The 19,877-nt window shown below is 65.4% G+C and carries 20 protein-coding genes; 4 read left to right on the top strand and 16 right to left on the bottom strand.

Annotated elements, in window-relative coordinates:
- The first annotated feature begins 92 nt into the window (after nt 1–92).
- Entirely contained in the window at nt 93–2,183 is a 2,091-nt protein-coding gene (locus FGL15_RS03290) for an AAA family ATPase (protein WP_370282207.1), read from the top strand.
- Between the two features lie 526 nt (nt 2,184–2,709).
- On the opposite strand, the gene FGL15_RS03280 is transcribed toward FGL15_RS03290, so the two are convergent.
- Nucleotides 2,710–3,069 (bottom strand): DUF4440 domain-containing protein, encoded by a 360-nt coding sequence (locus FGL15_RS03280; RefSeq protein WP_138944940.1) that lies wholly within the window; start codon nt 3,067–3,069, stop codon nt 2,710–2,712.
- 138 nt (nt 3,070–3,207) lie between these two features.
- Between FGL15_RS03280 and FGL15_RS03275 the strand changes: the two genes are divergently transcribed.
- Nucleotides 3,208–3,480, top strand: a complete 273-nt coding sequence (locus tag FGL15_RS03275) for a hypothetical protein (protein WP_138944939.1) — start codon at nt 3,208–3,210, stop codon at nt 3,478–3,480.
- Nucleotides 3,477–6,773 carry a DNA polymerase III subunit alpha gene (gene dnaE / locus FGL15_RS03270; RefSeq protein WP_168223296.1) on the top strand — a complete coding sequence of 1,099 codons (3,297 nt, stop codon included), beginning with the start codon at nt 3,477–3,479 and terminating at the stop codon, nt 6,771–6,773. The genes FGL15_RS03275 and dnaE overlap by 4 nt, the downstream gene beginning before the upstream one ends.
- A 53-nt stretch (nt 6,774–6,826) precedes the next feature.
- Here the strand turns inward: dnaE and FGL15_RS03265 are convergent, their stop codons facing one another.
- From FGL15_RS03265 to FGL15_RS03195, 15 genes are all read right to left on the bottom strand, one after another.
- The gene (locus FGL15_RS03265) at nt 6,827–7,618 is read right to left on the bottom strand and encodes a hypothetical protein (protein ID WP_138944937.1); all 792 of its coding nucleotides are present in this window, start codon (nt 7,616–7,618) and stop codon (nt 6,827–6,829) included.
- A 211-nt stretch (nt 7,619–7,829) separates the two neighbouring features.
- Nucleotides 7,830–8,528 carry a DUF3800 domain-containing protein gene (locus FGL15_RS03260; RefSeq protein ID WP_138944936.1) on the bottom strand — a complete coding sequence of 233 codons (699 nt, stop codon included), beginning with the start codon at nt 8,526–8,528 and terminating at the stop codon, nt 7,830–7,832.
- Between the two features lie 70 nt (nt 8,529–8,598).
- The gene (locus FGL15_RS03255) at nt 8,599–8,886 is read right to left on the bottom strand and encodes a hypothetical protein (protein ID WP_138944935.1); all 288 of its coding nucleotides are present in this window, start codon (nt 8,884–8,886) and stop codon (nt 8,599–8,601) included.
- A complete protein-coding gene (locus tag FGL15_RS03250) occupies nt 8,883–9,659 on the bottom strand; it encodes a ParA family protein (protein WP_138944934.1) in 777 nt (258 codons plus the stop codon). The genes FGL15_RS03255 and FGL15_RS03250 overlap by 4 nt, the downstream gene beginning before the upstream one ends.
- 118 nt (nt 9,660–9,777) lie before the next feature.
- A complete protein-coding gene (locus tag FGL15_RS03245) occupies nt 9,778–10,077 on the bottom strand; it encodes a hypothetical protein (protein ID WP_168223295.1) in 300 nt (99 codons plus the stop codon).
- A gap of 109 nt (nt 10,078–10,186) precedes the next feature.
- The gene (locus tag FGL15_RS03240; RefSeq protein ID WP_138944932.1) at nt 10,187–10,891 is read right to left on the bottom strand and encodes a hypothetical protein; all 705 of its coding nucleotides are present in this window, start codon (nt 10,889–10,891) and stop codon (nt 10,187–10,189) included.
- Nucleotides 10,891–11,403: a hypothetical protein gene (locus FGL15_RS03235; protein ID WP_138944931.1), complete on the bottom strand. Its 513-nt coding sequence runs from the start codon at nt 11,401–11,403 to the stop codon at nt 10,891–10,893. The genes FGL15_RS03240 and FGL15_RS03235 overlap by 1 nt, the downstream gene beginning before the upstream one ends.
- Nucleotides 11,396–13,093: a type IV secretory system conjugative DNA transfer family protein gene (locus tag FGL15_RS03230; RefSeq protein ID WP_240773916.1), complete on the bottom strand. Its 1,698-nt coding sequence runs from the start codon at nt 13,091–13,093 to the stop codon at nt 11,396–11,398. Before FGL15_RS03230 ends, FGL15_RS03235 begins: the two co-directional genes overlap by 8 nt.
- A gap of 77 nt (nt 13,094–13,170) precedes the next feature.
- Nucleotides 13,171–14,547, bottom strand: a complete 1,377-nt coding sequence (locus tag FGL15_RS03225) for a helicase HerA domain-containing protein (protein ID WP_168223294.1) — start codon at nt 14,545–14,547, stop codon at nt 13,171–13,173.
- Nucleotides 14,548–14,567: 20 nt separating this feature from the next.
- Nucleotides 14,568–16,073: an SCO6880 family protein gene (locus FGL15_RS21410; protein WP_138944929.1), complete on the bottom strand. Its 1,506-nt coding sequence runs from the start codon at nt 16,071–16,073 to the stop codon at nt 14,568–14,570.
- Entirely contained in the window at nt 16,070–17,062 is a 993-nt protein-coding gene (locus tag FGL15_RS20715; protein ID WP_138944928.1) for a hypothetical protein, read from the bottom strand. The genes FGL15_RS21410 and FGL15_RS20715 overlap by 4 nt, the downstream gene beginning before the upstream one ends.
- The gene (locus FGL15_RS03210) at nt 17,059–17,391 is read right to left on the bottom strand and encodes a hypothetical protein (protein ID WP_138944927.1); all 333 of its coding nucleotides are present in this window, start codon (nt 17,389–17,391) and stop codon (nt 17,059–17,061) included. The genes FGL15_RS20715 and FGL15_RS03210 overlap by 4 nt, the downstream gene beginning before the upstream one ends.
- Nucleotides 17,388–17,708 carry a hypothetical protein gene (locus FGL15_RS03205; RefSeq protein WP_138944926.1) on the bottom strand — a complete coding sequence of 107 codons (321 nt, stop codon included), beginning with the start codon at nt 17,706–17,708 and terminating at the stop codon, nt 17,388–17,390. Before FGL15_RS03205 ends, FGL15_RS03210 begins: the two co-directional genes overlap by 4 nt.
- Before the next feature lie 368 nt (nt 17,709–18,076).
- On the bottom strand, nt 18,077–18,385 hold the full coding sequence (locus FGL15_RS03200) for a hypothetical protein (RefSeq protein WP_138944925.1): 309 nt from the start codon (nt 18,383–18,385) through the stop codon (nt 18,077–18,079).
- An 86-nt stretch (nt 18,386–18,471) separates the two neighbouring features.
- Nucleotides 18,472–18,810, bottom strand: a complete 339-nt coding sequence (locus FGL15_RS03195) for a winged helix-turn-helix domain-containing protein (RefSeq protein ID WP_168223292.1) — start codon at nt 18,808–18,810, stop codon at nt 18,472–18,474.
- Between the two features lie 716 nt (nt 18,811–19,526).
- Between FGL15_RS03195 and FGL15_RS03190 the strand changes: the two genes are divergently transcribed.
- Nucleotides 19,527–19,868, top strand: a complete 342-nt coding sequence (locus FGL15_RS03190) for an Lsr2 family protein (protein WP_138944923.1) — start codon at nt 19,527–19,529, stop codon at nt 19,866–19,868.
- The last annotated feature ends 9 nt before the right edge of the window (nt 19,869–19,877 follow it).

Below are 19,877 nucleotides of genomic sequence, written 5' to 3'. Positions count from 1 at the left end.
AACTGTCGGCACCCCCGCTGGCATCGCCCGCGCGCTCGGTTACGCACCCGAGACCGTAACCCGCTTTATCGTCGAGAACGAACAGGTCACCTCTGACCAGCTCGACCGACAGAAACTCGCCGCTTGATCCCGACACCGAGGTCATGCGAGGCATCCGGAACCCCTCACCTCGAGCAGATCTGCTCCTTGACGCCACCATCAACGCGTCGAAATCGTTCTCCATTGCGGCGATCCTCGATCCGGAGGTCGCGGCAGCGTACGACGCACTCCAGGATCGCCTCCGCGAACGCATCATCCTCGCCTGGAAGCGTGAGCTCAATGCGCGTCGTGGGAAAGCCGGCCACCGCCGCATGCCGCTGACGCGTATCGAGATCGTAGAACTCCGCCACGCCCGGTCGCGCGCACTTGATCCCCACCAGCACCGGCACCTGTGGCTCAACATCAAGGTGCTCGGAGAGGACGGGCGTTGGAGCAACATCGACTCCCGAGTGGCGCTGCGTTTCCAGACCGTCATCAACGCTGAAGGCGACCTCGCTGCCAGGACAGACCCGGAGTGGGTCGCCGCGCTCGCCCGGAGGGGTTTCAGTATCGGCGACGACGGCGAGATCGAACAGCTCGCCCACATCGTGCGACCGTTGTCGAAGCGGTCTCGTCAGATCGAACGGAACCGCGCCAACCGGCTCGACGAGTGGCGGCTCGAACACCCCGGCGTTGAACCCACGCCGCAGGACCTGACCGCCATCGACCAGTGGGCCTACGCGCACGAGCGCCCCGCGAAGCCTCGCGCAATAGACGAAGCGGACTGGCAGAACTTGGTCCGAGACGAGATCATCGAACTCGATCCGAGACTCGCTGAGAAGCGGGACCCCGTGGCGCCGGTGGTGAGCAGCCTCAATGACCTCAATGTCGATCTGCTCGCGAGGCGGGCGATCACCGATGCTGACCAACGCTCGACGCCGAGCGGAGGACGATTCAGCCGATTCGATGTCCGCGCGGGCGCGCTCCGGGCACTCGCCACAACGGGCGTCGTCGCTGAACGATCCCAGCTCGAACCGCTGATCGAGCAGGTGCTTCAGCGCGCCGTCGACGAGGGCTGCACGGACCTGCTCGGCGTAGACGAAGTGCCGCCACAGGTGAAGGGCTACCTCTCGAATCACACCGTGACGCTCAAGCGTGATGTCGAGCGTCGCATGATCGAACTCGCGTCCCCGGGGCGGTCTCTGACTGACGAGGCGGTCTCCCCCACCGAGAGCGCGTCCCTTCCGGCCGGTCGCTCGCTCGATGAAGGGCAACGAGCCGCCGCCGGAGCGTTGGCGGGCAGTGATCGACTCGTCACCGTGACCGGCCCAGCAGGAACAGGCAAGACGACCATGCTGCGCGTCGCGTGCGACCTGCTCCGCCGCAACGGCCGTCGCCCGCTACTGCTTGCACCGACGCGGAAGGCCGCCCAGGTCGCTGGTGCCGAGACGGGCGCCGATGCAACGAGCGTGCACGAGATGCTCCGAGCGCATGGCTGGACCTGGAAGACAGATGACGCCGGCCGCGATGTTTGGACCTGGGAACGTCCAGCCAACCCGATTCCTCGCCGCTACCGACTCCGACGCAACGACCGCGTCATCGTCGACGAAGCCGGCATGCTCGACCTCGAGGCCGCCCGCGCGCTCTGTATCACCGCAGAGCAAACCGGCATCGACCTGGCCTTCGTCGGCGACCCGATGCAGTTGCGCCCAGTTGGACATTCGGGAGCGATGCTGCTCGCGACCGAGGCTGCGACGGCACGCGTCGATCTCGAGGACGTCCACCGCTTCCGCAAGCCAGACGGAGCGATCGACCGCGAGTACGCGCAGCTCACGATTGCCCTGCGCGATGCACGTAGCGAAGATGATCGGCTGGCCGTGGCAGATCGTCTCATCTCCGGCGGCCATGTCGCCGAGCTTGAGCCTGGCGAGGATCCGACGGCCTACCTCGCCGAACGGTATCTCGCAGACACCGCAGCAGGGCTACATGTTGCGTTGGTGACGGCGACGAATGAGGAGGCGCAGCGCATCAATGACACGATCCAGCGACTCCGACTCTCGCGAGGCGAGCTGCAGGCAAGGTCCGTTCTCATCGCGCAGGACTCGCAACCCATCCATGAGGGGACCTCGTCCAGAGTCGAGCAAACGAGAAGAACCTGGGCGTGAGCAACCGTCAGCTTTGGCGAGTCCGAAGCATCGCCGGTGAGCACGCCTCGCTCGAATCCGTTTCGGACCCAAGCCGCGTCCGAAACGTACCAGCGAGCTACATCGCTGAACACGTTCACCTGGCCTACGCATCCACGGCGCATGGTGCTCAGGGTGAGACCGCTGACGTCAGCTACACGTCTGGTGCAGTGAACGGCGCGGCCGTCTACGTCGGTCTCACTCGCGGAAAGCTCCAGAACACCCTGGTGCTCCCGCCGAGGGTCTTCGACCTCCGTGAGCAGATAGCCGAGTTGCTTGCGCTCGGTGCTTCGGAACCGACCGTGAGTGCCACACGACACGCGGCGCGGGTCGATCTTGAGCGCGCGGCCTGCAGAGGGGCCATCGCCGGAGCGAGCATTTGAGGGCTCCGGGTGTCACGGAGCGGGAGGTCTTGGAGAAGGGGTCGTTCCACCCTGCATCCTCTTGCCCGTAGCGATCCGCTCCACTCGGGCACCGGCCTGTGTTGTCCTTCGTTGGCCGCCGTCGATTAGCTGCTGGGAATGATCGTGCCTTGGTGAAACCGCAACACCGGGCCGGCAAGATCCCACAGCGACGAGTGTCGACTGTCGTGATCGGTGCCATGAATTCGATAGGTGACGAGGACCAGTTGTGGGGAAAGCCGATTGAACAGCCACTCCGACGTCGCAGGAGCGGCGCGAGGCCCCTCGTCCCGCAGCGCCGCGACCATCTCCTCGTAGGTCCAGCGGCGACCTGAGCGACCGATCTCGGCGAAGTCATTGGCGAGAAAGGCTGAGACTTGCTCCGCATCGTTTCGCACCGTCGAAGACAACAACGCAAGCTCCGCATCCTGCACTACCAAGAAGTCGGACGCGTCAGATTGCCACATGGAACGAACCTATCCCGTCACATCGATTGTTACCGGTGTCCCGCTGCAGAGCTGCCACCGGTGTCGTGGGACATCCCTGTCGCCGGGACAACGTACACTCGCTACATCGAACACGTGTTCGAAACTCGGAGGTGCAGCATGGCGACGATCGTTGACGAAGCAGTGGATGTTGATCTCGCGGCGGACGGCGATCCGCGAGCGTTCGTGTGGAAACGGTTCGAACACCGGGTCATCGGCCAGCCGCAAGCGCTGTTCTCTCGCCAAGCCTGGTGGACAGGCGATTCCTCGCCAGCTCGCATCGATATCGAGACGTGGCGGGTCGACGCAGCGCGAGGCGACGAGGAGCCCACCCGGTACGACCTCCGCCGTGACACCACGGGCAGATGGACCCTCGCGGTCGCCTGGACGTGAGTTTCTCCCACCTCCACGTCGCATCCCACCTCTCCGCGCACTACGGCGTCACGTCGAGCGCCGCGTTGGCCGGTCTCGCAGCGGAAGACGGGGCGTCGTTCCTCGCTTTGACGGACCGCGACGGGCTCTACGGAGGGCCAAAGCATGTCGGAGCGTGCCTGGCTGCGGGCATCTCGCCAGGGCTGGGGGCCGACCTCGCCGTCCTCGACGAACACCAGGAGCCGATCGGCCGGGTCGTCCTGCTCGCGCATGGTCAGAACAGCGGAGCTGGGTTCGCTCAACTGTGTCGTGCGGTCAGCGCTGCGCACGGTCGCCGCGAGAGGCCGGCGATCCTTCGCGATGAACTCGCCGCGATCCTCGCCAACGATCCCGCGCTGACGGTGATGCTCGGGCCCGAGTCCGATGTCGGGCAGGCGATCGAGCGACGTGATCACGCCGGCGCCGGTGCGGCTTTCGATCGGTGGCGGGACCGGGTACCAGCGCGTCATCTTGTGATCGAGGTCGTCTGTCATCTCACCGATCAAGGGGTTCGGGGCAATGTGGCGGTCGCGACTCGGATGCTCAGCCTCGCGGAGTCCGCCAGCATCCCCGCGGTGCTCACCAACGCCGTTCGATACGGACTTCCAGACGAGGCCGCCACCGCAGACTTAGCGGACGCCGCGAGATTCTTGCGTCCGCTGGCGGAGCTCGACGACCTGAACGAGCTGCAGGTCAACGGGCAGGCCTGGTTGAAGCCCGCGAAGCAGATGCGGCAGATCGCCAGGATGATCGTCGGCGCCGGCAGCCACGATGACAACGCGGCGCAGCGGCTGTTGGCTGAGACCGAGCGTCTCGCCGAACGGTGCGCTCTCGACCCGGCGTCCGATGTCGGCTGGAAGCAGCCGCGCATGCCGGAAGCGTCGGTGATCGGCATCAGCGGCGACCCGCACCAGGCCCTGTGGGAACGGGCACGTGTGGGCGTCGATGAACGGTACGCGCGGCCAGGGATGCCTCCACTGGAAGACGCGCACCGGGCCCTCGAACACGAGATGCGGATCGTGGAGCAGCTCGGCATGCCGTCCTACTTCCTCACGGTCGCCAAGGTCGCCGACATCATCCGCGAGATGGGGATCCGGATTCAGGCACGTGGCTCAGGCGTCGGGTCCGTCCTCAACTACGCCCTCCACACGTCGTCGGTCGAGCCGATCAGCAACGGGCTCATCTTCGAACGCTTTCTCTCGCCCGAACGCACCAACCTGCCCGACATCGACCTCGACGTCGAGTCCGCCCGCCGTCACGACGTCTACCGCGAGGTGTTTGCCCGCTTCGGCTCAGACCGCGTGACGCTCATGTCGATGACCAACGCCTACCGCTCGCGCGGAGCCGTCCGCGACGCGGGTCTCGCTCTCGGTATGAACGAGTCGATGATCGACATGATCGCGAAGCAGATGTGGCGATTCAACGCCCGCGAGTTCCGCGACGCCCTCCGAGACAAGCCAGAGCTGGCCGACCTCGCTGACGCGGTTCGCGAGTCCCGCGAACTCGACTTGCTTGTGGACGTCACCGAGCGTCTCGATCGCCTGCCGCGCCACATCAGCGTCCACCCCTGCGGTGTCATCTTGTCCGATACGTCCCTGCTGAACCGCACGCCGACACAGCTGTCGGGCATGGGCCTTCCGATGTCGCAGTACGACAAGCACGACATGGACAACATGGGCCTCATCAAGCTCGACATCCTCGGCGTGCGGATGCAGTCGGCCATGGCTCACGCCGTCAGCGAGCACGAACGGTTGACCGGCGAGACCATCGAACTCGACGCCCTGCCGCTCGACGATGAACCCACGTATGAACTCCTCCGTTCCACGCGCACGCTCGGTGTCTTCCAGCTCGAGTCGCCCGGGCAGATGGAACTTGTCGGCAAGCTGCAGCCGGAAGTTTTCAACGACCTCACGGTGGAGATCTCACTCTTCCGCCCGGGGCCGATGCAGAACAACATGCCGCTGCAGTACCTTCAGGTTCGGCACGGCGAGACGATGCCCGACTACATCGACCAGAGACTTCGGCCAATCTTGCGCGAGACGCGTGGCGTGGTCGTATTCCACGAGCAGGTCATGCGGATCATCGACGAACTCACCGGCTGCGGTCTCGGTCCCGCCGACGTCATCCGCCGACAGCTCGCAGACCGCGGGCGCCTCGCCGGAATCGAAACCTTCGTGCGCGACCGTGCGATGGCGCGTGGATTCCGGCCAGCCGTAATCGACAAAGCCTGGACGATTCTCGCTGGCTTCGGGTCCTTCGGCTTCGCGAAGGCGCACGGAGCGGCCTTCGCGTTACCGACCTTCCAGTCTGCCTGGTTGAAGCGGCATCACCCGGCCGAGTTCATGGCCGGGCTCCTCACTCATGACCCGGGGATGTGGCCGAAGGACCTCATCCTCGCGGAAGCCCGCCACCTCGACGTGCCAGTCCTGCCGATCGATGTTCAGCGCTCCGGGCTGGAGTACGTCGTCGAGTTCGCGCCCGACGGCCGGCTCGGCGTGCGAATGTCACTGGTCGAGACGAAGGGAAGCACGGAGAAGGAACGCGCCCGCATTGCGAGACACCAGCCATTCTCATCGCTCCAGGACTTTCGGGACCGAGTCCGTCCGCGCCGCCGCACCTTCGAGGCGCTGGCTCGTGTGGGTGCTCTTGATGCGTTCATCGACTACATCCCGAGACGGCGCCACGAACTCCTCGCCCACCTCGCTGGAGTCACAACGAGCGCCCAGCTCATCGCCGATGAACAGCTCGCGTTCGAACTCGACCTGCCCGTTCCAGAGCGCAGCACAGTGACCTCGCTCGAGCTTCGCGGCAGAACTCAAACCGACCTCGAACTGCAGGAGATGCGTCTAGCAGTGAACCGCCACCAGATGGAGCGGTTCTATCCGCTCTTCCGCGAGCTGGGTGTCATCCCGGCGCGCGATCTCGTGGACCTGCCCGGTGGAACCGAGGTCCTCATCGCCGGCGTACGCCGAGCAACCAACACGCCGCCGATGCGTGGCGGCAAGCGCGTTGTCTTCGTGTCTCTCGACGACGGCACCGGCCCGGTTTCCAACGTCGTCTTCTTCCACGACGTCCAAGAGCAGATCGGTTCAGGCGTCTTCCAGACCCACCACATGCTTGTTCGTGGTGTGACCCGGCGGTCGGGCGCGAGCGGAGTATCTGTCACTGGCGCAGCGGCTTGGGACCTGCTATCTGTTCAGCGTGAGCACCAGGTGAACGGCGCACAACTTTCGCAGGTCGCTCCACTCCGGCGGCTAGCCTCATCGACCGGGTGAGGTCTTTGTGCACGGTGTGAGCAAGACACCTGTTTCACCTAAGCCCGGCGAGGTCACTCCGGTGTGTCGCTCGTCTCAGTTTCACCGGTCGTCGTAACCTGCTCCCCAACGTTCGGTGCTATCGCGGGTGTAGCTGGATCGGGGGAGGTAAGATCAAGATTGCTGGTGCCTAGACCAGACAACGCGGAGCCCGTCGGGCGCGAATTCATCCGTCTGAGAATCTGGCCGGCGTCGCGTTCAAAAGCTTTGCGGTTCTCCCTCGCGGTGATCTGCGCGATTCTCGCATCATCTGCGCGTGCCCGCTGCTCGCGCCAGCCGGCGACCATACGTGGAATAGCTTCACTCACCTTCTCCGGATTTTTCAGTACGTAGAGCAGCAGGGCCGCAACGGCGCCGGTGCCGAGTGCGCCCCACTGTTCGCCAACCCAGACGAACACGTCCAGCGGCGAACCCGCCGAGAGCCGGCGGACATTCAGGCTCGGAACATGGCCTTCTTCCCGATTGAGGGCTGCGGCGCAGACAATCCATAGATCGTCAATTGTGGCCAGCCGGTCAGCGATCTCTGGCAGTGTCCAGTCCGGCTTGGCGAACCTGAGGACGAATTCGACTGAGTGGGCCGGATCGAAGCCGAGCTCCAGCCCCTGCAACCGTTGAAGGTCGACCGATTCGCTCGCCAGCCTCAACCATTCAAGTGAGTAGATCCGCTCCAGTCGTCGGCCAAGATTCAGCCATTGAGGTTCGGGTAGAGATCCGGCCTCAATCATTGCCCTGACCACGGCGGCGTCGAGGCCAAGCAACTTCGCTGCAACGCTTGTCGATACAAAGGAGCTGCGGTGAGGTTCCATGCTCGAACGTTAGCGCTAGTTGGGCGATTGAACGAGTATCAGACATGTGCATGAAGTGGTCGGGCGGAGCTCGAACTTCTGCGGCTGAGGAGAGCTCTGCGCGCGTCATGAGTCTTCCCCGGCAGCACGGTGTGCCGTAGAATCGAAGCTACGACGGGCTGGTCACCAGAACGTTGTTCGCCGGATGCCCCGCCTCGCGGGGCTTTCGTGCTTAAGGGCGCCAGACCCAGACATGGACAACCGCCGGCTCAATCGCTGCCCACAACCGCTCCGCGGAGCGGCGCGCGCGTGCGTCTCCTTTGGGGTGTCCATCCAGCCGGTGGTATAGGTAGGCCACGAGGTCTGCAGCCTGGATGCCAGGAGTCCCTCGCGACGCTCGGAAGCTCAGCGGCAGTTCGATTCCGGTGAGCGTCGATGAGGCATAGCCTGGAGTCCCGATCTCGCGGAATCGGCGTACGAGAGCGTGCAGGGCGGCCTGGTCCGGGAGTTCATCGGCGACGATGGTCAGCCACGTCCCTCGCGCAACAGCATGGTCGCTGAGCTCCTCGAGGATGTGCTGCAAGACGACCTCGTGCGGTCGGCGTGGATAGCGGTACCGCGCATGTAACCGTGCCACGTCCAACCCCCGGACGAAAACCTCGACGGGAACCTCGACGAGCAGTTCGAGCGCTCGCCGGTAGATGGTCGCGACAGCTCGGTGACGACCGCGGAGAGTCGACCACGCGCCTTTGCCTGCTGTCATCTCGTGTGCGTGCAGTTCGACGTCACGGGGGAGACCGAACGCCTCGGCAATGCCCGCCGCGCGCACGATCGCCTCTCGGAGCCGGTCCTCGTGCTCCGCATCGATGACCACGGCAGCAATGTAGTAGTAGTCGCGCGTGTAGGACTCATCGAGATACGCGATCAGCATGTGCTGTCCGCCTGTCGATCATGACAGTCAGCGAGATAGCCGCCTGCCCGTCTGTGCGTCTTTCCGTCTGTCATGACGGATTGCGGTTGAGACGGTCGCGAATCGCCTCGTCGAGGAAGTCGACGATGCTGATGTCGTGGATCGCGAGGTAGCGGTCGAGGTCATCCCGGAGGGAGATCTCGATCTTCGAGGAGAATGGCTCCATCCGGCGGCGATTGCGCGGCCTACCCGGTCCCAGGCGGCGGGAGGCGAGATCATCCGTCATGCCGCCGGGCCGACCGGCGGGCGAGGTCAGCGCTGTGAGGTCATCGACCGTCGGCGCCTTCCTCAGTGCTGGGCGACGGTCATCCGCGCTCATGCTGCCACTCCGTGCAACGCCTCTGTGAGTGCAGCGAATCGCTCGGTCAGCACCAGTGCACCGGGAGTCGTCAACGAGCTGAGCGGCCGACGGCGGCTCTCCGCATCTTGCATCGCCGTACGTTCTGGCAGGAACGGGCGGAGCAGGACTTCGCCGTAAGTGGCCTCGAGCTCCTCCAAGCGGTATCGGTGCTCTGAGGTCAGTCGGGGAGTGACTCGGTTGACCACGATGCCGGCGAACCGCAGGGAGGGGTTCAGGTGGGGGAGCGCCCGAACCTTCGCCACCGTCTCGAGGTACTGTCCGACGCCGGTGAGGCCGAAGGCGGTGGGGTCGGTGACGACGATCGTGCTGTCCGCCCAGAGCAGTGCGTTGAGGGTGAGTCGTCCGAGCGCTGGTGGCGTGTCGATCAGGATGTTGTCGTAGGCGTCGAGCTGCGCGCTTCCCCAGGCGGATGATTTGAGCCGCAGCTCAGGCGTCAGGAGGGACTCCGACTCGATCCGTGCAAGATCGGGGCACCCGGCGATGAGGTCGACGTTTTTCCAGTCGGTCGGAGCCGCCGCTGCGCCGAGCGTTCCTGCGTCGCCCGCGTGGAGGACATCGAAGACGGTGTACTCACCGTGTCTCCCGAGAACGGTTGTCGCATCGGACTGCGGGTCGAGGTCGATGACGAGGACCTTTCGGCCCTCTTGGGCGAGGGCGTCTGCTCGACCAAGGACGACCGTTGTCTTGCCGACACCGCCCTTGCGGGAGCCGATGGCTTCTTTGTGAGGCATTTGTTGACGTCCATTCATATGGTTTGTCGGAAGGGTGGATGGTGTGATGGGCGGCCGTCCTTCAATACGTCATGACGTATTGACCGGCTGAGCCGCCGCTCTTAAGGCTGCGAACGCGTCAGCCGGCGCCGAGCTGCGTTTGCCGGACGTGGACCAAGCCGTCGAGAGCGGCATCATCAGATTCGTATCTGCCTGCCGGGAGCGCGAGGAGTGCGCCGCTGCAGAACGTCAGTACGAGGAACGCGAGATATCGAGGCCGGTCAGGGCGATGCGGATTCTCGCGCGCGGGCTCCTCGTGGACGTGTTCGTGAATCCGCTCGACGTGGTCCAGATTGATCCACTGCCACTCGGCCGCTGCCTTGGATGGCAGCCCGGTGTCGTCGAAGGTGGAGAGCATCATGCGGGTGAAGCGAGTCATTCGGTGTCCTGTTCGTTGTTGCATCGAACGTAAGGACGGCGACACCGGCCGCGGGGTGACAAGTGTTGGACTGTGGATAACTTCCGCCCTGCGGACCATGTGGACCACCTCAGCTCATCGCCGGACCGTTTCGACCCCGGCTGGCGCGGCGAGCGAGTTGCTCGGCCTCGCGGCGCTTCTCCGCTTCGACGGCCAGCTGGAGTGCGCGTGCGCGGGTCATTCCAACTGGGGTGACCTTCCCACGCTTGTAGGGTCCGGTCGTCGGCGCGGGGCGCATTGCGGGATCGAGCCGTGAACGAGACTCGAAGATCTTCTTCCGCTCCTCGGCCGTCGGCCGGCCTGGTTCAGGATGGAGGAGCCTCCACAGTTGTTCGCCACCACGTCGCTCCTGGTAGAGCGCCTCGAGCCGAGTCGGGCTTGCCCGACTCAATGCTGAGAAGAAGCTCTTCGCACGCTGCTCCGCGAGTCGCTGTTCCGCCGGCGTTGTCTCGTGGAGTCGGGGCGGCGGGAGTAGTACTCGCGTCGGCAGCGACACGTAGTTCCGCTTCGCGTCCTTGCGGTAGAGGCCGAGCAACGACTGGGTGCGCTGTTTCGCGAGGGCCTTCTCCCTCCCGTACCCGAGCCCTCGAGCCTCGCGGATGTGCTCGCGAGCGATCCAGTCGCGAGACTCCCACAGCACGAAGCTGAGCTTGGCGTCATACGCGCCCTCGTTCAGAAGGGCTTGCAGACGCTCGGGGCTTGCCTTCTTCAGTCCGTTGAAGAACGCCTTCGCCTCGGCCTGGTAGTCGAGGGTCTTGGGAGCCGTGGCGAGCATCAGGGCACCGGTCTGTCTCGGTCGGCGCGGGCGGTGCGTGCGCGGAGCTCAGGTCCTTCCGGCAAGGTCCGGTTCGCCGTTTCCAGGTGTCCGTTCGCGCAGCCTTCGGGCTTGTAGTGGCGAAGGCGGGAGCGGAAGTACTCGAATCGCTCGTGCCAGCCGAGGGGCCCGTACCCGCCGCTGTCGGCTTCTTCGAACGACACCTCCCAGCTGCTGAAGAGCGCGGACAGTTCCTCCACAATGCCGTCGTGGAGATACCAGCAGTCTGGGATGAGCCGGGCCGGGATCGTGTACCGGGTGCAGAGCCAGGAGACCCATTCTGCGAGCAGTCGCCAGACCTCTGGCTCGCGTTCGTCCGGCAAGGACCGCCAGTTGACGACACCGAAGTACTCGGGCTCGGGCAGTGCCGGCCAGGTGTCGAACCCATCGCCGACCTCGTCCGCGTCGTCCAGCGCGAACGGAGCCCGGAACTCACCCTCCGCTGCCTGCCGCCATCCGCCAGTCTCAGCCATGCGTCTTCCGCCGGGCTTCGGACTGCTCGGTGAAGACCTGCCGCTGGGCAGCCTCCGTCGCTCTCTTGCCCGCGACGATCTCGCGAGCGTCGCGTCGTGTGGTCCATCCCTCGACGTCGAGGAGGACGCCTCGTCGGTTCCGGTAGCTCAGCAGACCCATGCCTTCAGGAAGCCGTCGGAGTTCATCGACCGTCAGCACTGGCTCCAGCTGTCGCTGTTCGGAGCGGGTCGTGCCCGTCTCGCTGCGGCTGACGGATCCACGGTTCACCTGCCGTTGGCCGAGCATGCTCGACACGTCCTGCAGATGCTTGATGTTGGACGACCCGCCGAGCATGAGCTTGGCGATGGCGGAGTTCCAGATCGTGTCCGCCTCGCTCTCCGACCAGGCGGACTTCGCCTGCGACAGCGACTGGAGCACGACCATCGTCGAGATCCCGATACCGCCACCATCCGAGAGGATCGTCGGCAGCTGCGGCCAGGCGAACATGTTCGCGATCTCGTCGAGGATCAGCCCGAGTGGAGGATCGAGTCGGTTTCCGGGCGAGGCCAGCGCCTTCCGACGAGCGGACTCGACGATGTCGTCCAGTACCGCGCCGAGAAACCCGCCGACCGCCCCCGCGCCGGTTCCAGTGCCGATGAGGTAGATCGTGTTCGAGCCGGCGAGAAACTCGTCGACGTCGAGCGCCTCGTCGGATCCCGGATTCATCGACTCGAAGACGGACGGGATAGCGAGCGGACGCAGTGCCTCGGCGACGCCGAACCACTTCGATCCCAGCAGCTTCGCATCACCCTCGATCACATCCGCGAGACCCATGGCCCACCCCGGCGCGCCAGAGTCAGCGAGCACATCAACAGCACGCCCCGCCAACACCGGGCTCATGCCCCAGTCACGGAGCGCTGTCGTGCCACCGCCGCTGAGCGCTGCCGCATGCAGCAGGGCAGCGAGGAGCGTACCCGAGGCGCCGGCCCACTCTTGGTTGGTGGAGGAGCGTCCGAGTGCACTGCCGGCGATGATCGTCCGGGCTCGTTGCTCGGCGACGAGCGGGTCAGCGCAGCCGGTCACCGGTGAGATCCGGAGGGCGGAGCGGACGCCTGAGAGCTGCTGCGGGTCGAAGACCGTGACGGTTCCCCGTTGTGCGCGGTGTGCCATCGTCGCGGCGAGGTTGTCGTTGCGGGTGGAGGTCGTGACCAGCGGGCCGTTCCAATCGAGGATCGCGGAAATGATGACTCGCCAGCCCTTGCCGGACCGGGGCGGGCCGTCGAGGAGGAGAGAGTCTTCGATCGAGACGTAGACGTCGAGGCCACGCGAGGTGCCGATCCGCCAACCGACATCATCGGCGGTGGGATCCGCGAGCGTCGGACGAAGGGTTCCCGCCCTTCGAAGAAGCGCCCGCTCGGAGACCTGTCGCCGCACCTCGCTGCGTCCGGCCAGTCCGTTGCGCCGCAGGAGCTGTGACCGGAACCAGCGGTCGGATTCACGGAACGACAGCCACCCGGCAAGACACAGCGCGGCGACGATCGTGAGCAGGACCACTATGCCGATGACCGTCCAACGGGCGCCATCCGTGGAGACGATGCAGCCCCCACCCGGTGTTGCGGAAAGCGAACCGCTGGCGACCAGCAGCCCAGCCGCGGCGAACGGACCGAGTCCAGCCGGTATCTCTCCACAGGCCAGCAGCACGAAGACCATCACCACGGCGCCCGCGATGCCGATTGCGGTCGCCGCGATGGCGATGATGCCGAGGAGAACGAGCACGAGTCGGTCGGTCATCGGGGTGCCGCTCCGGGGCCGTCGGTGCGGAAGACAGCCAGTTCGCCAGGTGTGCAGTCGTTGCGGACCTTGGCTACCCGCTCCGGTCCGATCTGCCAGAAGCCTTCGCCACGGCGGAGTTTGCGGACAAGCTCGGTCTGCGTCCGGTTCCATCCAAGGACCTGCGAACTGCGCTCGAGTTCGCCGGTGTGCTGCGCGTAGTTGACGCGGGTGTCGCAGTCCGCCAGGAGCCCGAGGGCTTGAGCATGCAAGGCGGACCCGCGATCGCCAAGCGCGTCGAAGTCGTTGATGCGGTGGATGAGGTAGCAGTTCGACCGCCTCTTGTGACGAGCGGTCTTTTCGTCGCTCACTCGTCCGACGAGATTGCCACCGCCCGCGACTTCGTTGAGCAGCGCGACGGCTGCCTCCTCGTGCACGATCAGCCGCGCCTGGCCAGGACCGGCAGGGGTACCTCGCTCGATCCAGTCGGTTGTCGCCAGGCGCAGAAGCGCTTTCGTCTCCGCACTCGCGCGCAGGAGCTCTGAGGTGTCGACCGTCAGCATCGGTGTGCTCGCGTCGAAAGCAACAGTCGACGGGCGGTCCATGAGGTCGGCGAGATCGCCGACCGTCACGCGACGAAGGGTGTGGGCGAGCATCTGGCCGCCCGCACCGATCTCCTCGGCGATGTGGGACTCGGGATGACGCAGCGCTTCCCACACCATCGGCACCAGCGCGGTTGAGTTCGACCGATGCACCTGCTCAAGCGCGAGATCGATAGCCGTGTGCTCGATCTCGCTGAGCTCCGTCGTGTTCCGGAGGATGGCGACCATGGCGCGGACCTTGGCCCGCTGGAACTGCAGGACTTCCTGCGTCCAATCGGCATCGCTCACATCAGCGCGGCGGGGTCCCGGATCGAGCGGATTGATCCGCGCGGCCTGACCAGGGCCCAGGCGCATCGTCACACCTCCGACGTAGGCGGCGACGCGCGTCCACTCGCCGTTCGGATCGTGCGGCACCGCGACCTTCCGGCCTAGCCGACACAGGCGCGTGCTGAGTGCTTTCGCGAGCACGGACTTGCCGCTGCCCTTTACCCCGAAGATCGCCATTGAATGCGAGCGAACGACACCCGCGGCGTAGGCCTCCCACGGGTCGAAGCAGAACGTGGATCGCGACAGCAGGTTCGGGCCGATGTATGCGCCTGCCATCGGTTCGCCGCTCTCGGCAAGGAAGGGCAGCGCGGCACCGAGGGTGCGTGAGGAGGCGCGGTGGACCGGCGCGACGACGCCCGGCCGCGCGCGGAGGTTGTGCGGTGCCTTCCAGCCGCCGGCAGGCATCGAACTCGCCGGAAGCGCATCCTCGGCGATTGCATCGCGCCATGCGCTCAGAGGCGACACAGATCCGGATCGACGCCGGCTCATTGCTTGCCCACCGGAGTCGGGAGTGCGGTCGACATGAACGCCGCGGCCTGTTGGAAGTACATCGCAGCGAGCGTGACCCGGGCCGGCTGCGCTGACTGCAGGATGGAGGCCGATGCGCGGGTGAGGCCGTCGACGTCGGCGGCCGAGACGGTTACGAACCCGCGGAACTCCATGTCGGTGAACCCGTCGACGATGTCATCCTCGCGCTCGCTGAGATCCTCGTATTCGCGATCCTGCTCACGGGTGGTGATCATCCCGCGTCTTTGGCGCAAGCCTCGTGCGACCTCGAGGTCGACCTTCGCTCGCCCCACCTGACTCAGAGCCTTGTGGGTCGGTACCGGCCGCACGCTGAGGGTGAGCACCCGCGTCGCGTCGCCTGAATAGAGCAACTTGTCCAGGAACCCCACGCTGATTTCGGAGCGAGGCCACTCGGCGATCCAGAACGTGCGGTGGACCGAACCATCGATCTGCACGTGATCCCAGCGCTCCTCGATGCCCATCACCGGAGCGAGTCGGTTCGGGCCGTCATTCCGCGACTCTGCTGCAAAGCTCGTCGGGTTCATGGCGAGTGCGAGCATCTCGTCGATCGCCTCGATGTCGAGCCAGTTCCGGAGCTCGACGCCGATGGCTTCGAGCGAGTCACGCATCTGCTCGACAAGGTCGGTGACGATGGCAGCGATGCCGACGAGGCCACCGCCAGAGTGCTTGATCGCCGACCGGAGCGAGCGCAGGTCGCAGGTGACGGTCACCGTGTTGGTGAACTGCATCGATCGATCAGCACCCGCGGTGATCAGCGTGTCGTACTCCGCTCGGACCGCTGGGCTGACGGTCGACGGATCGGTTCGATCGCGTTCCGCTGCGTAGCGCGCGAGCTCGTCGGCGGGTTTGGCATCGACACGGATACGCGCCGTTGTATCGACCAGCCCGGGGACCGCCTCGAGCCCGCTCATCCATCCGACGAAGCCGTCGTATGCCGCTTGCTGGACGCCTTCATCGAGTAGCGGCCATGCGGAACTCAGAACGTCGACCGAGAACGAGATGAGCGATCGTTTCGGGTCCAGGAGGAATCCGCCCCGACCTGGGACCTGGACGAAGCGCAGCGATCCGTACGCGCCGGGGAGGCGATGGCGATGGACTTCGCGCGGGCTTTCCGTCCCGTGCCGCTTCGTTCCGATCTTCATGGGTTCGTCCTTTCGTGAGTCCCACACGTCACGCCTGAAGCTCGTCTGGAGGCGATGCCGTCGAGAGGCGTAGGTGAGCACGCGCCAGATGAGCGCGAGACCGGACTCGCGGTGCCAGGTCCAGCTCCCGATGGCGATCGAGAGTGCTGCCGGCCAGATCCCGATGCGCCAGTAAGCGCCCCAATCAATCAGGAGCCATATGACCGAGGCTGCGGCGGTCGCGCAGATGACGGTGAGCTGGGGCCAGCTCAGACCGAGGAACGCGCCGCGCCGCTCGCGCTGCGCGAAGCGGACGCGGGGCAATGCCGGCGAGTTGGTCACTTCGCGAGAATCCGTCCGAGGAGGCGCATGGCGTTCTGGGCCTTGCCCGAGACGTGCGGTCGCGGTTGCAGGGAGTTCCGGACCTCGTCGCCGGCGAACGAGACCAGGCGGACCGCCCACAGGGGAGCGAATGCTGCCGCGAAGACGACGCCGGCGGCGACGATCACGACGCCGAGGTCAGTGGAGTCCGTGACCAGTTGGATCGAGAGGACGAGGATCGCCGCCGCTAATGGTTCGGCGATGACGAGGCCGATCGTCAGGTTCGCCCACCTCGTCGCCCAGACGGCGAACTTCGGTTGACCGATCATCATGAGGCCGATCGGTGCTGTCGCGGCGAGGGCGACGAGCGAGAAGGATCGGATCGACATCGAGACGTAGAGGAAGAGCGCGGCCAGCGCCATGATGGCGAGGATGAGAAGGACCACCGTGTACTGGCCGATGACCACGTTCGGGGCGAGCTTGGCGGTGGTCATGGCCCGGGCGATCGCGCCATCGTCGGTCGGGACGGGGACATCGGCGACCACGCGGTATCCGAACATGCGCAGTAGCGCGTTACCGAGGCTCTGGTCCTGGACGGTTGCGACGAGTGCATCGGTCGTCTCGCCGCCGTACGTCACGAACTGCCTCATCACGTAGACAGCAGCGACGCTGGACGGCACCGCGACGACCAGGCCGACGGCGACCTGCGCGATCCGCCGGCCGTCTCGCATGATCGCCGCCGGCGCGAGCTGGAAGCAGGCCACGATCGAGATGACGAGTGCCATCGTCGCCACCCAGAACCAGAACTGGCCGTCGGCGATGGTCCAGCTGGACTCGCCGGGACGGCTGCCGATGAAGGCATTTGCGAGCATGTCGGTCATGAAGTCGCCGAGGCCGATGATGCCGCCGCCGATGAAGCGTGCCGCAGACTCCTGCGCCAGACAGGGGATGTCGGCGGGCCCGCAGCCGAACTGGGGCACGCCGAAGTCGTCAGTCCAGAAGCCGCTCATACGATCTGCAGCCCGATGCCGAAGTTGATGAGTGCGGTGGTGCCAGCCGCGATTGCGGCAGCGGCGACTGAGCAGAGAACCCCAGCGATCCCGACGGACTTCAGTGCTCCGTTCTTGATGAGCCAACCGAGCGCGATGCAGGCGGCAGCGAGGAGCACCCCGATGCCGCAGAGGATGAGGACGACGAAGAGGATGTTGCCCGCAAGGTCCTGGATGGCCTTCGATCCAGGACCAGCCTTCGGCGTGATGTCGGGGATCGTCTTCAGGAGAAGCCCGCCGAGGTTCGTGGTCCAGATGGACGTGATGATGCGTTCGCCCACAGTGTTCACTTCGCGTGGATCGGGACAGAGAGGGTCAGCAGGTCGCGCTGGGAAGGCACATCGACGACGAGATCCAGCGCGGATACACCGAATGGCACGTAGTACGCGAGCGCGAAGCTCGTGCTCAGGTGGTTCGGTAGAGACCAGTCACGACCGCGCCCCTGCGCGCCGGCCGGTCCCCACGGAACGTCTCCGTCAGCCGCGAAGTCCGGTCCCTCATTGGTGTCCAGTTCGGCCGCATCGCCGAGCCCGGCCCAGCTCGTCTCGCGGACGGTGAGCCCGCTCAGGTCGAGCTCGCCGAACGGGACGAAGCCGTCGAGCGACACCTCGATGACCGTCACGAAACTCCCGGCCGGAAAGCGGTCTGTGCCACCGGGCTGGCGGAGGAGACCCGAGTCCTGGGTCGTCACGTAGCTGCCGAGCTCGTAGACGGCGACGCCGAGGTCTGAGGTGGCCGCGCGGGCGACTGGCTCCTGATCCGGAGCGGCGGGCGAGAGGTCTGTTCGGCCTGTTCGGTCTGTGGAGGAGGCTGTGGACTGGGGTGCGGCGTCGGCATCGACACACCCGGTCAGAGTGATGGCTCCGACAGCAAGCAGTCCTACAAGCAGCGGTCGCCGCATCGATCCTCCCGAGAGTTCGCGAGGACGTGTGCGTCCTCGATCGCTCTTGGCGTGATGCTGGCAGACCTGCGGACTTAGTTCCGGCGGCGGTAGGGAGTGAGGTCGAAGGATGTACCGGATGCGACCTGGACCGTGCGCTGCCGCCGAGCGACATGTCGGATGTAGAGCGTCGCGTTCGCGGCAGCAGCAGCCCAGATGATGGCGAGAACCAACGCACGTGTCGCGGGATCCTGATGCGCGTCGTGTAACAGAACCATGGTTCCGAACAACGAGACGACGACCTGGCTGATGACCCAGCCACCCCAACGGCTGAGGATCACCACCACGAGCACAATCGCCAGGAACGGCAGCGGGAGCAGGAACATCCAGCCGCGCAGTTTCATCGGTTCGCCCAGGTCATGCAGTCGACGCTAGGCGGGGGAGCGGACCCGCTTCGGGCGAGGACGGGCGTCTGTGGATAACTTCCCGACTACTTGGACGCTGGTCGAGTCCGTCCCAGGCCAAGTTCGACGCCGAGATCCCGGTAGCACTCGGATACGACCTGCTCGAGGACGACGTACTCGTACCGGTGCCGTTTGCCGTCAGGCTCCTGGATTGGGTGGGCCTCGATAACTCCCAGTTCACGCAATGTTTCCAGGTGGTCCTGCACCGTGACCCGGTTCACCTCAACGAGCTCGGCGATGCGCCCGCGCGTGAGCGGGCCCTCCGCGAGCAGTCTCGAGAGGATCGCGAAGTTCACCGGTTCACCGAGGGTCGCGAGCGCACTCCGCGCATCGTCGGAGAGCTTGGGGCGAGCGACGCGGGGCATGGGGTCATTGTGCACGGTCTCGGACTGGTCCATGATTTGCAGATGGTTAAGCCATCTTTAAAGGATCGAGGGTGTGTGACTGCAAGAGCTGAAGTGATCGGCGTCGTTGATGGGGAGGTCCTCCGCACCGGCCCGGCGGAGCGTCCGATTGTTTCATTCGTGCTGGCGGACGATCAGCGAGCTTTGAGCGACGATGGACTCATCGTCCAAACCCGGGTTGCGTGGTGTCAGGTCATCTGCCAATCCACTGGCACCACGAAGGCGGCTGGCTCGCTGAGGTCCGGAAGCGAGGTCGCTGTTCGAGGAGAGTTGAACGTCCTCCGTGCCTCGCCGGCATCGCAAGGTTCTGATGCGGTCCTTGTCTCGCTGATGGCTGACAGCGTTCAGATCCTTGGTTCTGCGCACTGAGGCTTGCGAAGCAACGACTGTCCAACCTGTGATGGACTCCGCCGTTGGTGGGCGAGGGGAGGCGCATTCGCGATGGTCAATCTCACATAAGCCTGATGAGGTCTCGGTGCGTGAGGTGTGGCATTCGGTTCCGCCCGGTCGAGCGTCAGCATTGTCGGCCCGGCTATGGCTGTCCCATTCCCGACGGAGTCCAGGCTTTATCGATATCGTCGTCAATGCTCTGAACGTAGCTTCCCCCGCCGGGCAACACGCATACGACAATCGTCGGTTGCGGTCCGAACGCGTTCATACAAAGAAGGAGAATCCCCATGGCGCAGAAAGTCATCACCACCCTTGTCGACGACCTCGACGGATCCGAGCTGAAGCAGGGCGAGGGTAGAACCATCACGCTCGGCTTGGAAGGCTCGACGTATGAGATCGACCTGTCCGAGAAGAACGAGAAGGCCCTGCGCGCTGCGCTCGAGCCCTACCTCAAAGCGGCGCGCACCGTGTCGCGGTCGAAGACGGCCAGCTCTGCCGGTTCGAGCCGGAGCAACAAGGAGGAGCTCGCGGCTGCGCGCAGCTGGCTGCGCGCCAACGGGCACGACGTCTCCGATCGGGGACGCATCCCCGCTGCACTTCTCGAGAAGTTCCGTGAGGCTGCCAAGTAGTAGGTTGCC

The organism is Plantibacter sp. M259 (assembly GCF_006065115.1).
Lineage (GTDB): Bacteria > Actinomycetota > Actinomycetes > Actinomycetales > Microbacteriaceae > Plantibacter > Plantibacter auratus.
Note: the sequence above shows the minus strand (reverse complement) of the source record. Positions and strands in the feature narration are given on the sequence as shown.

Bases quoted from the DNA above. Each gene is read 5' to 3' on its own strand.
- FGL15_RS03280 (WP_138944940.1), bottom strand. From the start codon at position 3,069: ATGTGGCAATCTGACGCGTCCGACTTCTTGGTAGTGCAGGATGCGGAG.
- FGL15_RS03275 (WP_138944939.1), top strand. From the start codon at position 3,208: ATGGCGACGATCGTTGACGAAGCAGTGGATGTTGATCTCGCGGCGGAC.
- FGL15_RS03265 (WP_138944937.1), bottom strand. From the start codon at position 7,618: ATGGAACCTCACCGCAGCTCCTTTGTATCGACAAGCGTTGCAGCGAAG.
- FGL15_RS03260 (WP_138944936.1), bottom strand. From the start codon at position 8,528: ATGCTGATCGCGTATCTCGATGAGTCCTACACGCGCGACTACTACTAC.
- FGL15_RS03255 (WP_138944935.1), bottom strand. From the start codon at position 8,886: ATGAGCGCGGATGACCGTCGCCCAGCACTGAGGAAGGCGCCGACGGTC.
- FGL15_RS03250 (WP_138944934.1), bottom strand. From the start codon at position 9,659: ATGCCTCACAAAGAAGCCATCGGCTCCCGCAAGGGCGGTGTCGGCAAG.
- FGL15_RS03245 (WP_168223295.1), bottom strand. From the start codon at position 10,077: ATGACTCGCTTCACCCGCATGATGCTCTCCACCTTCGACGACACCGGG.
- FGL15_RS03240 (WP_138944932.1), bottom strand. From the start codon at position 10,891: ATGCTCGCCACGGCTCCCAAGACCCTCGACTACCAGGCCGAGGCGAAG.
- FGL15_RS03235 (WP_138944931.1), bottom strand. From the start codon at position 11,403: ATGGCTGAGACTGGCGGATGGCGGCAGGCAGCGGAGGGTGAGTTCCGG.
- FGL15_RS03230 (WP_240773916.1), bottom strand. From the start codon at position 13,093: ATGGTCTTCGTGCTGCTGGCCTGTGGAGAGATACCGGCTGGACTCGGT.
- FGL15_RS20715 (WP_138944928.1), bottom strand. From the start codon at position 17,062: ATGAGCGGCTTCTGGACTGACGACTTCGGCGTGCCCCAGTTCGGCTGC.
- FGL15_RS03200 (WP_138944925.1), bottom strand. From the start codon at position 18,385: ATGAAACTGCGCGGCTGGATGTTCCTGCTCCCGCTGCCGTTCCTGGCG.
- FGL15_RS03195 (WP_168223292.1), bottom strand. From the start codon at position 18,810: ATGCCCCGCGTCGCTCGCCCCAAGCTCTCCGACGATGCGCGGAGTGCG.
- FGL15_RS03190 (WP_138944923.1), top strand. From the start codon at position 19,527: ATGGCGCAGAAAGTCATCACCACCCTTGTCGACGACCTCGACGGATCC.